This is a genomic window from Sporosarcina sp. NCCP-2222 (assembly GCF_023168145.1).
Lineage (GTDB): Bacteria > Bacillota > Bacilli > Bacillales_A > Planococcaceae > Sporosarcina.
In genome coordinates this window covers 133,271-148,259 of record NZ_BQYK01000003.1, presented here as the reverse complement: position 1 = coordinate 148,259, position 14,989 = coordinate 133,271, and the positions used below count along the sequence as shown (strand labels likewise).

At 45.1% G+C, this 14,989-nt stretch carries 13 protein-coding genes; 12 read left to right on the top strand and 1 reads right to left on the bottom strand.

Going from position 1 to position 14,989, the window contains the following annotated elements:
* Positions 1–77: 77 nt before the first annotated feature.
* The 12 genes from NCCP2222_RS07535 (at position 78) to hfq (ending at position 14,241) form a co-directional block, all read left to right on the top strand.
* On the top strand, positions 78–875 hold the full coding sequence (locus NCCP2222_RS07535) for a TIGR00282 family metallophosphoesterase (protein ID WP_248511169.1): 798 nt from the start codon (positions 78–80) through the stop codon (positions 873–875).
* 88 nt (positions 876–963) lie between these two features.
* On the top strand, positions 964–1,233 hold the full coding sequence (locus tag NCCP2222_RS07530; RefSeq protein WP_248511168.1) for a stage V sporulation protein S: 270 nt from the start codon (positions 964–966) through the stop codon (positions 1,231–1,233).
* 261 nt (positions 1,234–1,494) lie between these two features.
* The gene (gene miaB, locus NCCP2222_RS07525; RefSeq protein ID WP_248511807.1) at positions 1,495–3,045 is read left to right on the top strand and encodes a tRNA (N6-isopentenyl adenosine(37)-C2)-methylthiotransferase MiaB; all 1,551 of its coding nucleotides are present in this window, start codon (positions 1,495–1,497) and stop codon (positions 3,043–3,045) included.
* Positions 3,045–3,479: a YlbF/YmcA family competence regulator gene (locus NCCP2222_RS07520; RefSeq protein ID WP_248511167.1), complete on the top strand. Its 435-nt coding sequence runs from the start codon at positions 3,045–3,047 to the stop codon at positions 3,477–3,479. The genes miaB and NCCP2222_RS07520 overlap by 1 nt, the downstream gene beginning before the upstream one ends.
* Before the next feature lie 72 nt (positions 3,480–3,551).
* Positions 3,552–4,121, top strand: a complete 570-nt coding sequence (gene cotE, locus NCCP2222_RS07515; RefSeq protein ID WP_309295951.1) for an outer spore coat protein CotE — start codon at positions 3,552–3,554, stop codon at positions 4,119–4,121.
* 316 nt (positions 4,122–4,437) lie between these two features.
* Positions 4,438–7,002 (top strand): DNA mismatch repair protein MutS, encoded by a 2,565-nt coding sequence (mutS, locus tag NCCP2222_RS07510; RefSeq protein WP_248511166.1) that lies wholly within the window; start codon positions 4,438–4,440, stop codon positions 7,000–7,002.
* Positions 7,003–7,028: 26 nt separating this feature from the next.
* Positions 7,029–8,954 carry a DNA mismatch repair endonuclease MutL gene (mutL, locus tag NCCP2222_RS07505; protein WP_282570678.1) on the top strand — a complete coding sequence of 642 codons (1,926 nt, stop codon included), beginning with the start codon at positions 7,029–7,031 and terminating at the stop codon, positions 8,952–8,954.
* A gap of 19 nt (positions 8,955–8,973) precedes the next feature.
* Positions 8,974–10,467: a glycerol kinase GlpK gene (glpK, locus tag NCCP2222_RS07500; RefSeq protein ID WP_248511165.1), complete on the top strand. Its 1,494-nt coding sequence runs from the start codon at positions 8,974–8,976 to the stop codon at positions 10,465–10,467.
* A 14-nt stretch (positions 10,468–10,481) separates the two neighbouring features.
* Positions 10,482–12,143 (top strand): glycerol-3-phosphate dehydrogenase/oxidase, encoded by a 1,662-nt coding sequence (locus NCCP2222_RS07495; protein WP_248511164.1) that lies wholly within the window; start codon positions 10,482–10,484, stop codon positions 12,141–12,143.
* Positions 12,124–13,035: an alpha/beta hydrolase gene (locus NCCP2222_RS07490; RefSeq protein ID WP_248511163.1), complete on the top strand. Its 912-nt coding sequence runs from the start codon at positions 12,124–12,126 to the stop codon at positions 13,033–13,035. Before NCCP2222_RS07495 ends, NCCP2222_RS07490 begins: the two co-directional genes overlap by 20 nt.
* Positions 13,032–13,979 (top strand): tRNA (adenosine(37)-N6)-dimethylallyltransferase MiaA, encoded by a 948-nt coding sequence (gene miaA / locus NCCP2222_RS07485; protein ID WP_248511161.1) that lies wholly within the window; start codon positions 13,032–13,034, stop codon positions 13,977–13,979. The genes NCCP2222_RS07490 and miaA overlap by 4 nt, the downstream gene beginning before the upstream one ends.
* A gap of 37 nt (positions 13,980–14,016) precedes the next feature.
* The gene (gene hfq, locus NCCP2222_RS07480) at positions 14,017–14,241 is read left to right on the top strand and encodes an RNA chaperone Hfq (protein ID WP_238083915.1); all 225 of its coding nucleotides are present in this window, start codon (positions 14,017–14,019) and stop codon (positions 14,239–14,241) included.
* An 84-nt stretch (positions 14,242–14,325) separates the two neighbouring features.
* On the opposite strand, the gene NCCP2222_RS07475 is transcribed toward hfq, so the two are convergent.
* Positions 14,326–14,928 carry a trimeric intracellular cation channel family protein gene (locus tag NCCP2222_RS07475; RefSeq protein WP_248511159.1) on the bottom strand — a complete coding sequence of 201 codons (603 nt, stop codon included), beginning with the start codon at positions 14,926–14,928 and terminating at the stop codon, positions 14,326–14,328.
* Positions 14,929–14,989 lie beyond the last annotated feature (61 nt).

Here is a 14,989-nt window from a genome sequence, read left to right as displayed (position 1 = left end):
AATACGCAAAATAATGTTGGAATCAGGCTTCCTGTACTTCGGTTAGGAAGTCTTTTTCTTTTGATGGAGGACTATAGATGAAAGTATTATTTATTGGGGATATTGTGGGATCCCCGGGCCGTGATATGGTATTTGATTATTTGCCCCGCTTAAAAAAGAAATACGAACCCGATATCATCATCGCAAATGGTGAAAATGCAGCATCCGGAAGGGGTATTACCAAAGCCATTTTCGATGACCTGCTCCGTGCAGGTGTAGACGTTGTCACGATGGGTAATCATACATGGGATCACAAAGAGATTTTTGACTTCATTGATGAGACGGATTATTTAATACGTCCTGCAAATTTTTCAAAAGAAGCACCGGGTAAAGGGATGACCACAGTAACGCGGAACGGCGTCACATTATCTGTCATTAATTTGCATGGGCGGACATTCCTGCCGCCACATGATGATCCATTTGAAGAAGCCGATCAATTGATAAATGAAGCCAAACAAATTTCGCCTCTCGTTTTCGTTGATTTCCATGCGGAGGCGACAAGCGAGAAAATCGCAATGGGCTGGCATTTAGATGGAAGAGCATCTGTCGTCGTCGGCACCCATACTCATGTTCAAACGGCCGATGAACGAATCTTGCCCCAGGGTACCGCCTACATTACGGATGTCGGTATGACAGGTCCGTATGATGAAATTCTCGGCATGAAAAAAGAGGATGTACTCTACCGATTCCGTACTAATCTTCCAGTCCGATTTGAAGTGCCGAAAAAAGGTAGAACTCAACTCAATGCCATTTTTGCGGAATTGGATGACAACTCAGGCAAAGCGAAATCAGTAAGCCGGATTTCCATTAATGATGACCGCCCATTCATCGTCTAAAAGGCGCGTCTAAAAAGCCCTCCGTTTTCATAGGATGGTCTATGGATAATTTCATTCCATAGACATCGCAAAATAAGGAGGAAACATGGTGAGTCCGTTAAAAGTATCATCCCGCTCGAATCCGAACTCAGTTGCCGGAGCACTCGTAGCGGTCATTCGGGATCAAGGCTACGCTGAAATGCAAGCAGTAGGGGCCGGTGCTTTGAACCAGGCGATCAAAGCAGTTGCCATTGCCAGGGGCTTTGTCGCTCCGAGTGGAGGAGATCTTGTCTGTGCTCCAGCATTCACTGATATCGAAATTAACGGTGAAGGGCGCACCGCGCTGAAATTGCTAGTCGAAAAACGTCTCCGTCAATAGTAAGGTGACGGCAGTCCTAATAACGTAAATAGAAACGGCGAAGAAAAACAGAGAGTTTTCCTCGCCGTTTTTCTTTTTTTATGAGATTAACTAGAGAGCAAGAAGGGTGTAGCCGGTAAAGGGGAAGGATCTCCGATTCTGATTTTATTGTGACAAACATCCAACAATCTATCCACTCCTTGTAAAGGGAGGGGCTCTTTCGATATAATGGAGTCAGTATGGAGTAAATTCCCGATGCTTGCAGGAAAGGGGACGTCTAATTTGAATGAAGAACAACGCCTGGAAAACGGGCTTTTGAAACCAGGAATTACAAAACCTGCCCATAAAGAAGAAAAGGATTATAGCCAATATTTCCAATCCGTCTATACACCGCCTTCGTTGAAAGACGCGAAAAAGCGGGGGAAAGAGGATATCGAATACCATCATGATTTCTCCATTGAGGAACAGTTTCGTGGAATGGGACAAGGCAAGAAGTTTTACATCCGCACATACGGCTGTCAAATGAACGAGCATGATACGGAGGTCATGGCAGGCATTTTTATGGAGCTTGGATATGAACCGACAGATTCAGTTGAAACGGCTGATGTTATTTTGCTGAATACTTGCGCCATTCGAGAAAATGCGGAAAACAAAGTGTTTGGAGAGCTTGGCCATCTAAAGCCTCTTAAACTGGAAAATCCCAATTTGCTCATTGGGGTTTGCGGCTGTATGTCGCAAGAGGAATCGGTTGTAAAGAAAATATTGAAAACCTATGACCAGGTCGACATGATATTCGGGACACACAATATCCACCGTCTTCCGCATATTTTGAACGAAGCCTATCTATCAAAAGAAATGGTAATAGAAGTTTGGTCAAAGGAAGGAGATATTATTGAAAACCTTCCAAAAGTAAGGCACGGCAACATCAAGGCTTGGGTTAACATCATGTATGGCTGTGACAAGTTCTGCACCTATTGCATCGTACCCTACACACGAGGCAAAGAGCGAAGCAGACGGCCAGAGGATATTATCCAGGAAGTTCGCCATTTGGCGTCACAGGGCTATAAGGAGATTATGCTTCTCGGTCAAAACGTAAATGCCTACGGCAAAGATTTTGAAGATCTCGACTACCGTCTTGGTGATTTGATGGATGACCTGCGGAAAATCGATATTCCGAGAATTCGTTTCACGACTAGCCATCCGCGTGATTTCGACGATCATTTAATTGAGGTGCTGGCGAAAGGCGGAAACCTTCTCGACCATATCCACTTGCCGGTTCAATCTGGTTCAAGTGATATATTGAAAATCATGGCACGTAAATATTCGCGTGAGCAATATCTGGAACTCGTCGGAAAAATCAAAGCCGCCATTCCGAATGTAACTTTAACAACGGATATCATTGTAGGATTCCCGAATGAAACGGAAGAACAGTTTGAAGAAACGTTATCACTATACAAAGAAGTCGGTTTTGAAATGGCCTATACGTATATCTATTCACCACGGGAAGGCACGCCGGCTGCGAAAATGAAAGACAATGTACCAATGGAAGTGAAGAAGGACAGGCTCCAACGCTTAAATAAGCTCGTAAACGAAATGTCGGCGGAAGCGATGAAACCATACAAAGGCAAAACCGTGAAAGTCCTTGTTGAAGGAGAAAGCAAGAAAAATCCAGAGGTGCTTTCCGGCTATACAGAAAAAAACAAACTCGTCAATTTCAGAGCCCCTCGCTCGGTGATTGGTGAAATTGTTGAAGTGAAAATTACAAACGCAAAAACATGGTCGCTCGACGGTGAATTCATCGGCGTAGTGAAACAGGAAAAGGTGACAGTGTAATGGAAAAAATGTATACAAAAGATGAAATCATCGCAAAAGCGCGTGAGATCGCGCATATGATCGCCAATACAGCAGAAGTGGAATTCTTTAAACGGGCTGAAGCGCAAATTAACGAAAATCAAAAAGTCCGTGAAAAAATTGCAAGCTTGAAATCCCTTCAAACACAGGCTGTCAATTTTCAGCACTATGAAAAGGAACGGGCTTTGCAAATAATTGAAGGCAAAATCGAAACGATTCAGCAAGAAATTGATGAGGTTCCAATCGTCCAAGAATTTAAGCAATCCCAAATGGAAGTGAATACACTACTTCAATTGGTCTCTAATACGATTGCCAATAACGTGACGAATGAAATTATCGAGTCAACAGGCGGCGATTTATTGCGAGGAGAAACAGGATCGTACGTAGAAAACACAAAGCATAAACCGCTAGCCTAACACATAGAATCGGTGAGGATAAAATCCTTGCCGATTTTTTTTCACTTTCTGGGCGTTTGTTGCATAGGATGAATAGAAGTCAACGAAGGAGGAAAAGAGCTGAAAAATTTACGGCAGATTGTTACAAAGGCAGTTATCGCAAAGGGGAAGAAGCGGACCGAATCCGAGGTCTCATTAAAGCCGACGAATCGTCCGTCAAGCATACTCGGCTGCTGGGTGATCAATCATACACACCAAGCGAAAAAAGCGGGCCGGTATGTGGAAGTAAGCGGAAAATTCGATGTGAATGTCTGGTATTCCCATCACGACCATTCCAAGACATCCGTTTACACAGAATGCATTTCCTACAAGGATCGCATTCGGCTTAATTATCGGGATGAACCGACTTCTGGACAGGAAGAAGTAATCGTCAATGTCGTTCAACATCCAAATTGCACCGAAGCGGTCATTTCGGATTGCGGAGAAAAATTTGTCATCAAAGTCGAGCGTGAATTGGTAGCCGAGGTTGTCGGAGAAACAAAAGTATGCATCACCGTCCATCCGCACCAATTTGAAGAAGAATGGGCGTTGCAAGACGAATCCTCCTCTCACGCAAGTGGAGCGGAAAATGCAGAAGCCAAAGGAAGCGAATCCTCACGCTAAAGCCGGTTCAAGCAGCCGGCTTTTTTTATTGCTTCCAGATGCTTCGTTTGTTTTGATAATCTGGCGCTCAACTTGGTATACTGGCGTTTGTTTCGATAAACTGTCGTTCAACTTGATTTACTGGCGTTTATCCCTTGTCACGCCTGCTCCATCTCTCCGCTCCACTACAAGCGTCATGAAGATATCCGAATGAAAGAAACAAAGTATATTTTCCGCGTATTGTCATTCTCCATGGAAATTAATAGCGGAACCACTCGCCGCTTTTTCACTTCTGGTATACTACTACATATAAGAAATATAAATGCGAGGTTACAGAATGAGTACATATACACCGATGATCCAACAATATTTACAAGTGAAGGCGCAGCATCAAGATGCGTTCCTCTTTTTCCGCCTTGGAGATTTTTATGAGATGTTTTTTGAGGATGCCATTAATGCGTCCAACATTCTGGAGATTACGCTTACGAGCCGGGACGGCGGAGCAGCAGATAAAATTCCGATGTGTGGCGTACCGTACCATTCAGCGGAAGGATATATTGAGACGCTCGTCCAAAACGGGCATAAGGTGGCCATTTGCGAGCAGACAGAAGATCCGCGGAGTGCAAAGGGCATTGTGAAACGGGAAGTTGTCAAAATCATAACGCCCGGAACGATTACAGAAGGAAAGACAATTGATTCGCATACCAATCATTTTATCGGAGCGGCTGAATATTTAGGGGATCAGCAATATGGCTTTGCGTATTTGGACTTGGCAACAGGAGAAGGAAAGGCAGAGATCATATACGGTGATGAACGGTCGTTTATTGCAGAGGTGGAAGCACTGAGCATAAAAGAAATCGTTGTCGGTGAACGTCTGCACATTGCGCTATCTGACAGCATGGCTAAACGGAACATCGTGTTATCGATGGAAACCGGAAGGACGGATGCTGTTCCTGAAGAATTATCTATACATCTTCCAGAAATACTGAAAGAGACTTGTCACATGTTGTATGCCTATTTACGCAATATGCAGAAGACGTCCCTTTCCCACTTGAAGCCTTTTGAGTTCATAAAGAAAAATACGAAGCTCTCAATCGATGCTAACTCCATGCGTAACTTGGAATTGATCCAATCGATTCGGACAGGCACGAAAGAGGGTACCTTATACTGGCTATTAGATGAAACGGTTACGGCCATGGGTGCAAGAAAACTGAAAATGTGGATTCGCCAGCCTTTAGCGGATGAGCAAGCGATCACGGAAAGGCAGAATATCGTGGCGGCCTTTCTCGAAGACTTCTTTTTGCGTGAAGACCTTTCCAATGCGCTTCGAAATGTCTACGACCTCGAAAGGCTGGCAGGACGTATCTCGATGGGAAGCGCCTCTGGTAGGGATTTGGCGCAGTTAAGGAATTCGTTGCGAAATGTGCCGGAAATTAAGAGCCTTCTTGCAAATTCCTCACATGCCGCCTTACGCCAACTTGCAGAACGTATCAATCCATGCGGGGAAGCCTGCACTTTGCTGGAAGCATCCATTGCCGAACAGCCCCCTTTATCTGTAAAAGAGGGCGGGATCATTAAAGACGGCTATGATGAAAAGCTGGATCAATACAGAGATGCTTCCAAGAACGGAAAAGCGTGGCTTGCCGATCTCGAACGGCTGGAGCGGGAACGGACCGGAGTCAAATCTTTAAAGATTGGCTATAACCGCATATTTGGTTACTTTATAGAAATTACGAAATCCAATATTCAATATGCGGATTTGACCCGATATGAAAGAAAGCAAACACTGGCCAATGCGGAAAGATATATTACGCCTGAACTGAAGGAAAAAGAAGAACTGATTCTTAATGCAGAAGCAGATGGACAGGAGCTTGAATATCAATTATTTTCAAGCATTCGAGAAAAGATGAAAGAACATATTCAACCAATCCAACAACTAGCAAGTGTGCTGGCGGAGCTGGATGTCCTACTGTCTTTCTCGGTTGTGGCGGAAAAACATAAGTATACGAAACCGGTCTTTCATGCTGGAATCGGCTTGGAGATCAAAAACGGCCGACATCCGGTCGTCGAAAAAATGATGGATCATTCCCTTTATATCCCGAACAGCTGCACTTTGACAGAGGAATCGAACATGCTGCTCATCACCGGGCCGAACATGTCAGGTAAGAGTACATACATGCGTCAGGTGGCGTTAATTGTAGTCATGGCACAAATCGGCAGTTATGTACCGTGTGAAGCGGCGACATTGCCGATTACCGACCAAATATTCACCCGCATTGGAGCGGCAGATGATCTTGCTTCTGGACAAAGTACGTTCATGATGGAAATGATGGAATCGCAAAATGCGATCTTGAATGCCACAAACCGGAGTCTGCTTCTTTTTGATGAAATCGGGAGAGGGACATCCACGTACGACGGCATGTCTCTTGCACAGGCTATGATGGAATATATCCATGATAAAATCGGTGCCAATACATTATTCTCCACCCATTATCATGAATTGACGAATTTAGATGAGCATTTGAAAAGGCTAGTAAATGTCCATGTAGCCGCAATGGAGCAGGACGGGAAAGTAGTCTTCCTACATAAAGTGATGCCGGGAGCAGCGGATAAAAGCTATGGAATCCATGTGGCGGAACTAGCCGGTTTGCCGGAAGATATATTGGTGCGGGCAAAAAATCTGTTGGATGAATTTGAAAGTGCAGCAACTAACGAAGTGCCTCAAGCGGTATCGGAACAAATTTCATTTTTTGATTTGCAGACGGACTCCAACAATCAAATTACATCGGAGGAACGTGCACTTTTGGATGCGTTCAGTCAGCTGGATGTTCTCCAGTTAACACCGATGCAAGCATTGCAAACTCTATACGATTGGAAAGTTGGCAAGTCACAACAGAAATAAAAACTTTGCGGAGAGGATGAGGCTGAGTGGATATCATTACGGTAATGGATGATGCGTTATCGAACAAGATCGCTGCAGGCGAAGTGGTTGAACGGCCTGCATCGATCGTAAAGGAATTAGTGGAAAATGCTATTGATGCGGGAAGTACAACGATTGAAATTGCTTTAGAGGAAGCAGGACTCACTTCAATCCGTGTGACCGATAACGGAAAGGGCATGTCACGAAAGGACGCTGTGCTGGCGTTTGAGAGACATGCCACAAGCAAAATCAGCAATGAGCATGATTTATTCAGAATCCGGACACTCGGATTTCGCGGAGAGGCACTTGCAAGTATCGCGTCCGTAGCGAAAATTCAGCTGTGGACATCCGATGGCGAGGTGGAAGGCACTGAAGTGCAATTGGAAGGCGGCCACGTGATCAAACATGATAATGCCGCTTTTCGAAAAGGAACGGATATCATCGTCAGCCAGTTGTTTTTCAATACACCTGCACGATTGAAATATATGAAAACGATTCAAACCGAACTGGGACATACGATTGATTTAGTGAACCGGCTCGCTTTAAGCCATCCTCATATTGCATTTCAGTTAATGCACGAGAACCATAAAATACTGCAAACGGCAGGCAATGGGGATCAGCGAAGAGTTTTGGCGGAAATTTATAGCGTGGATGTCGCACGAAAAATGATTCCTTTTAAAGGCGACAATGCCGACTATACGATCCAAGGGTTCGTCACATTGCCGGAAATGACAAGGGCTTCAAAAAATTACATGACACTTATCGTCAATGGCAGGTGGGTCAAAAGTTACGCTGTCAATCAAGCGATATTGGACGGAATGCATACGTATCTGCCCATTGGCCGCTATCCGATTGCTGTAATCAATGTGGAGGCAGATCCCTATTTGACAGACGTCAATGTCCACCCTTCCAAGCAGCAGATCCGTGTTAGCAAGGAAGGGGAATTGTTGGCGCTTATCAAAAAATCAATCCATGAAGCAATCCGCAATCATATTATTATTCCGGATGCTATTAAAAAAGAGCCGCCTATAAAACGGGCATCCGAACAAACATCAATATGGAATATGCAAGCCCGTACAACGGTTCAGCAACCGGCATCTCCTGAACCGATTCAAACACCTTCCTGGCCGAAAAAGGAGACGGCCGTATCCTCTGCTTCGAACACCTATATTCAAACGGAGCGTGGGACTAACGAAACCGTGATGGAAACGATGGCTGCGGAGCCCGCTCTATTGGTGACAGAGGATTTAGCAGTACAACAAAAGATGCCTGAAGATAGAGGGCAACTGGTAAAAGAGATGCAGCCTGAAAACGAAACAGGGCTAGCGGATGACAAGAAACCAGAAAAACGTTTTCCTTCACTCGTTCCGGTTGGCCAAGTGCATGGCACGTACATCATAGCGCAAAACGAAGATGGGTTTTATATGATTGACCAGCATGCTGCACAGGAACGGATAAAATATGAATATTTTAGAGATAAGGTTGCGAATGTCGATCATGAGGAGCGTCAGCTGCTGCTCATGCCGCTGATCTTTCATTATTCCGGCAGTGACAAGACCACAATTGAGGAGCATATGGATATGCTGCACGGCGTTGGGATCTTTTTAGAGGAATTTGGCCCGTCTTCATATACAGTAAGGGAATATCCATCCTGGTTTCCAGCAGGAGAAGAGACGGCTATCATCGAAGATATTATCGAGCAAGTGTTGACGAAAAAACAGATTAATATCGGAAAGCTGCGTGAGGAATCGGCCATCATGATGAGCTGTAAAAAGTCTATCAAGGCCAATCATTATTTAACATTCTCTGATATGGAGAGGTTACTTTCCGACTTGTCGAAAGCAGAAAATCCATATACTTGTCCGCACGGCCGACCGGTCCTTATTCATTTTTCAACGTACGAAATTGAAAAGATGTTTAAACGGGTAATGTGAATCAAGGGAGTGATGGTGAATGGGGAAATTTATACTAGCGATCGATCAGGGCACAACGAGCACAAGAGCAATCTTATTTAACAAGGCAGGGGAAATTGCCCATGTCTCACAACGGGAGTTCAAACAATTCTACCCTCAGCCCGGCTGGGTAGAACATAATGCGAATGAGATTTGGGGTTCTGTCTTATCTGTGATCGCATCCGTACTTACGGAAAGCGGGAGCCGTCCCGAAGACATCGCTGGAATTGGAATCACGAACCAACGGGAGACGACAGTCATATGGGATAAGAGGACTGGGCAGCCTATTTACCACGCTGTGGTATGGCAATCCAGACAAACGCAAGGCATTGTCGATAAATGGAAGCGAGAAGGATGGGAAGCGGAAATTCGGAATAAAACCGGACTTCAACTTGATCCATATTTCTCAGCTTCCAAAGTGAAATGGATATTGGACCATGTGCAAGGGGCGAGAGAGCGGGCGGAACAAGGGGAGCTGCTCTTTGGCACAATGGAAACGTTTTTAATTTGGAAGCTTTCCGGAGGAAAAGTGCATGTAACCGACTATTCGAATGCATCCAGGACGATGCTCTTCAATCTCGAAACGCTTGCTTGGGATGAAGATCTTTGTCAAAAGTTCGAAGTGCCTATGCAGCTGCTGCCTGAAATCAGACCATCCTCCGAAGTCTATGCACAGACAGACCCTGCTGAATTTTTCGGCGCAAAAATTCCAATTGCCGGTGCGGCGGGAGATCAGCAATGCGCGTTGTTCGGTCAGGCCTGTTTCCATGAGGGCATGGCAAAAAACACGTATGGCACAGGCTGCTTTATGCTGTTGAATACTGGAGATAAAATGGTTCGCTCTGAAAATGGGCTGCTGACAACAGTCGCATGGGGACTTGGAGGAAAAGTGACTTATGCCCTGGAAGGCAGTGTGTTTGTTGCAGGATCTGCCATCCAATGGCTGCGGGATGGGTTGCGGATGTTCCAAAAAGCATCTGATTCAGAGGCTTATGCTTCGCGTGTTGCCTCTTCAGATGGTGTCTACGTTGTTCCTGCTTTTGTAGGGCTTGGCACCCCGTATTGGGATTCGGACGCAAGAGGGGCCGTTTTTGGGCTGACAAGAGGGACAACCAAGGAGCACTTCGTCCGTGCAACAATCGAGGCACTTGCATATCAGTCCAAAGATGTCCTGTTGACGATGGAGAAAGACTCAGGTACGGGACTAAATATCTTGCGAGTCGACGGCGGAGCGGTCTCCAATGAATTTCTAATGCAGTTTCAGAGTGACCTGTTGCAAATTGAAGTGGAGCGTTCAAAATATTTGGAGACGACCGCACTGGGAGCAGCTTATTTAGCCGGGCTGGCAACTGGTTTTTACAGTTCTTTAGAAGAGCTGGAGAAGTTATGGTCGAAGGAAAAAACGTATGCACCAAAGATGGATGTTAGTGAAAGAGACCGTTTGTATACTGGTTGGAAGAAAGCTGTGGAAGCGACAAGAGTCTTTAAACCGTAAAAGGAGTGGGACGTATGCTATCAGCAATGGAAAGGCCTAAATTCAAACAGTTTTTACAGGAGTTTCATTTCGATCTTCTCGTCATAGGGGGTGGGATTACAGGGGCGGGAATTGCACTTGACGCTGTAACGAGAGGGCTCTCTGTCGCTCTCGTCGAAATGCAGGATTACGCCGCTGGCACATCCAGCCGATCAACGAAACTAGTTCATGGCGGCTTACGTTATTTAAAGCAGTTAGATATCAAGATCGTTGCGGAAACAGGAAAAGAGCGAGAAATTGTTTATAGCAATGCATTACATGTCACAGAGCCGGAACGGATGCTTCTCCCATTCCATAAAGGGGGAACATTTGGCCGATTAACAACTTCAGCTGGTCTTTTCGCATACGATAAATTGGCGGGAGTACGGAAAGAAGAACGCAGAGAGATGCTGGCTTCAGACGAAGTGATTCAAATGGAGCCTTTAGTGAGAAAGGAAGGCTTGCTCGGCGGTGGCCACTATGTGGAGTATCGAACAGACGATTCCAGATTGACGATGGAAACGCTAAAAAAGGCCGCAGAAAAAGGTGCGGTCTGTTTGAATTATATGAAAGTCGAACATTTTAATTATGACGAGGACGGTAATTTGTCAGGCGCCGCTCTTTGGGACATGCTGGATGGCGATTATTTTTCTGTGAATGCGTCCGTTATCGTTAACGCGACGGGGCCATGGGTGGATGAAGTTCGAAAGAAAGATAGCATCTCCAATGACAAGAGGTTGCGCCTGACTAAAGGGATCCATATTGTCATCGACAAATCAATCTTCCCATTACGGCAAGCAATTTATTTTGATGCCCCAGACGGGCGCATGATATTTGCCATCCCGCGTGGTAGAAAAGCCTATATTGGCACAACGGACACATTTTTTGACGAAGACCGCTCCAATCCAGCTGCCACGGAAGAAGACGTGGCATATTTACTAGAGGCTGTGCATTATATGTTTCCCTCAGTTGCCGTTGATCGGCAGCATGTGGAGTCTACATGGGCGGGCGTTCGACCTCTTATCTACGAAGAAGGGAAAAAAGCCTCTGAAATCTCTCGGAAAGATGAAATATGGGAGTCGGAGACTGGTTTGATCACCATCGCAGGCGGCAAATTGACTGGCTACCGGAAGATGGCTGAAACCGTTGTAGACCGTGTAGCCAAGAAGTTTTCGAAGAAGGAATTTGGTCCTTGTGTAACAGAACATCTGCGTTTATCAGGTGGCGAATTTGAAAATGAAGAACAATTTAAGGCGTTCCGGGAAAGCAAAGCAAATGAAGCTGTATTATTCGGCCTTACAAAAGAAGAAGGTTTTCACCTTGCAGCCACGTACGGAACAAATGTCGACGTTGTATACAATTACGCCCATGCAATGATTGCAGAAAATAGCAATCTGCCCGCTGTCTTGAAAGCGGAGATCTTATATGCTATCCATTACGAGATGGCAATGACACCATCTGATTTCTTCATACGTCGGACAGGTGATTTGTATTTTCATATTGCCAAAGTGAAAGAATACAAAGATGATGTGACAGACTATATGTCACGTTTGCTGGCGTATTCGAATGAGGAGAAAACAAGGTACTTGCGTGAATTGGAACAGCAGATTGAACTGGCGCAAGTGAAGGGGGACAGCCATGCAATTTCGGACAATTGAGATGGAAGATGGAACGAGTATTCATGCCTGTTTGATCATGCCGTCGATACGCCCTATTGGCCATATTCATATTTTGCATGGGATGTCCGAACATATCGGCCGTTACGAAGAATTTATGTCTTTCCTCGCGGCACAAGGGTATGTCGTTTCAGGGCACGACCATCGAGGCCACGGAAAAACAGCCTCGTTAAATGGGTTTCTTGGTCACTTCGGGGATGACGTAACATTTGACCGGATTGTACAAGACGCCCAAGAAGTGATTTCGTTGTTTCGCAGTGAGGTGCCGGCCGAGAATTTTATCTTGTTCGGGCATAGTATGGGATCGTTTATCGCCAGAAGATATGTACAGCTCCATCAAGATATAGACCAGCTTATCTTGTCGGGAACGGGTGATGATCCGGGCATAGGCGGCACTGCTGGAATCGGGCTTGCTCAGATTTCCTGCCGGCTGGGTCGATTTAACACGCGCGATCCTTTGTTGAATAAACTTGTCTTTGGTGCCTTCTCCAAATCCGTTCCTCAAGCGAAGACTCCTTTTGATTGGTTGTCCACCAATCCTGAGTCGGTCAGGGAATATATTAATGATCCGCTTTGCGGTGCCGTGCCAACGACAAAATTTTTCCTGGAGTTATTTACAGGATTAAAAAAAGCGAACAATATAAAGCTCCATAAAACAATCAATGAACACTTGCCAATTCTTTTCCTTTCCGGAAGTGAAGATCCGGTCGGGAGGAAAGGAAAAGGGGTTTGGGAAGCCGCACGGCAATACGAAAAAGTTGGTATAAAACAGATTACCGTAATGTTGTATGACGGAGGCCGTCACGAAATGCTGCAAGAACAAAATCGTCAGGAAGTATTTCATTTCATCGTGGATTGGATAGAGGGAAAATGAATCAAAAAAAAACAGTAATCGCTATCGTAGGACCGACTGCTTCAGGCAAGACTGCGTTAAGTGTCGAATTGGCTTCACATCTGGATGGCGAAATTATTAATGGAGACTCCATGCAAGTCTACGAAGGACTTGATATTGGGACTGCGAAAATTACAGAAGATGAGATGGGTGGAATTCCACACCATCTTTTTGATACGAAAAAACCGACTGAAGAGTATTCGGTAGCGGATTATCAAAATGATGTCAGAAGCTGCATAGAAGAGATTTCCTCAAGGGGAAAACAACCGATCATCGTTGGGGGCACTGGATTGTACATACAAGCGGTCCTCTTTGATTATCGTTTTACCGATCAGGCGGGGGATCCGGTTGTCCGAAACAAACTGGAACGGGAGGCTGCGGAACAGGGGAGTCAAGCGCTTTATGATAGACTGAAGGAACTTGATCCCGACAGCGCTGAGAAAATCCATCCAAATAATACGAGACGAGTTATTCGAGCATTAGAAATCATTGAGGTGACCGGAAAATCAAAGGCGGATCATGAGCAAGGGAAAGGCGATAAGGCGCTCTACCCTCATCTGCTGATTGGTCTGGATCTCCCAAGGGAACTGCTTTATGAGCGGATTGACCGCCGTGTAGACGCCATGGTTGAACAAGGTCTCGTGGATGAAGTGCGAACTCTTTGGGAGCAGGAGATCCGGGGAACTCAGGCTGTTCAGGCGATTGGCTACAAAGAGCTGTATCTCTATTTAGACGGCTTTCTTTCTCTCGAAGAAGCAGTCGAGCTCGTGAAGAAAAACACAAGAAACTATGCCAAGCGGCAATTGACCTATTTGAGAAATAAATTGCAAATATCCTGGTTTGATGCAACAGAGGATCGTCAAGAAATGATTAATGGAATTTTGACATTATTGAAGGATTTTCAAGCAGAAGAACCGAATAGTTAAAAAGAGAGTTAGAAAAATAGAACTGGAGGATGGGCAAATGTCACAGGGAAATATGCAAGAAGTATTTTTAAATTCACTTCGAAAAAACAATACCTTCGTTACCGTGTTCCTATTAAACGGGTTTCAATTGAAAGGGCTCGTCAAATCGTATGATAATTATACGGTTTTACTGGAGTCAGACGGGAAACAACAATTAATTTACAAACATGCCATTTCCACATATGTTCCTTCAAAACCTGTCATTCTAAAAGAAGAAGAATAAACTAAGCGACTGTAGAAGAATCTTGCGATAAACTTCTACAGTCTTTTTTTGCCCTTTTACAATTCTGCGGTGCTGAATACATCGTCAGTGATGATAGTTGCCATGCGGCAGCCTCCAATGGAACAAATAGGAGAGTATTCTAAGCCCTGCCGTAATGACCAGTAGTGCATAGAGCGCCATGTCATAGTGGTAGGCGCCGAGCCCGACGATGATGCCGGCGACAGCTGCCCATACGGCATAAATATCTTTTTTAAACACGAGCGGCCTTCTCCCGGCAAGAACATCCCGTATAACCCCTCCGCCGGCGCCTGTAAGAACCGCAGCAACGGCAACCGCAAACAAGGTCATCTCCAAATGGACAGCAAGCATAGCCCCTTGTATAGCAAAAGCTGCGAGCCCAATTGCATCAAAATAAGTGCCCCATCGATTCCAGTGGTGCAGGATATACTTTAAAAAGAAAAATACGATTAAAATTAGTACAGTTGCGACAATAAATAAGAAATGCTGATCCCATAGCACCGAAATCGGGACGCCAATTAATAGATTCCGAACCGCGCCTCCTCCGAAAGCAGTGACCATTCCTAATATATAGACACCAAATAGATCATAATCCTCTTCCATTGCGACCAGAGCGCCGGAAATGGCGAATGCTGCAGTGCCAATCAAGCTGAAAACTTCCCACGCCATTCTTTCTCCTCCTCATTAAATATACAGGCCCTTACGTATTATGCCGTTTCTATTTGACGTG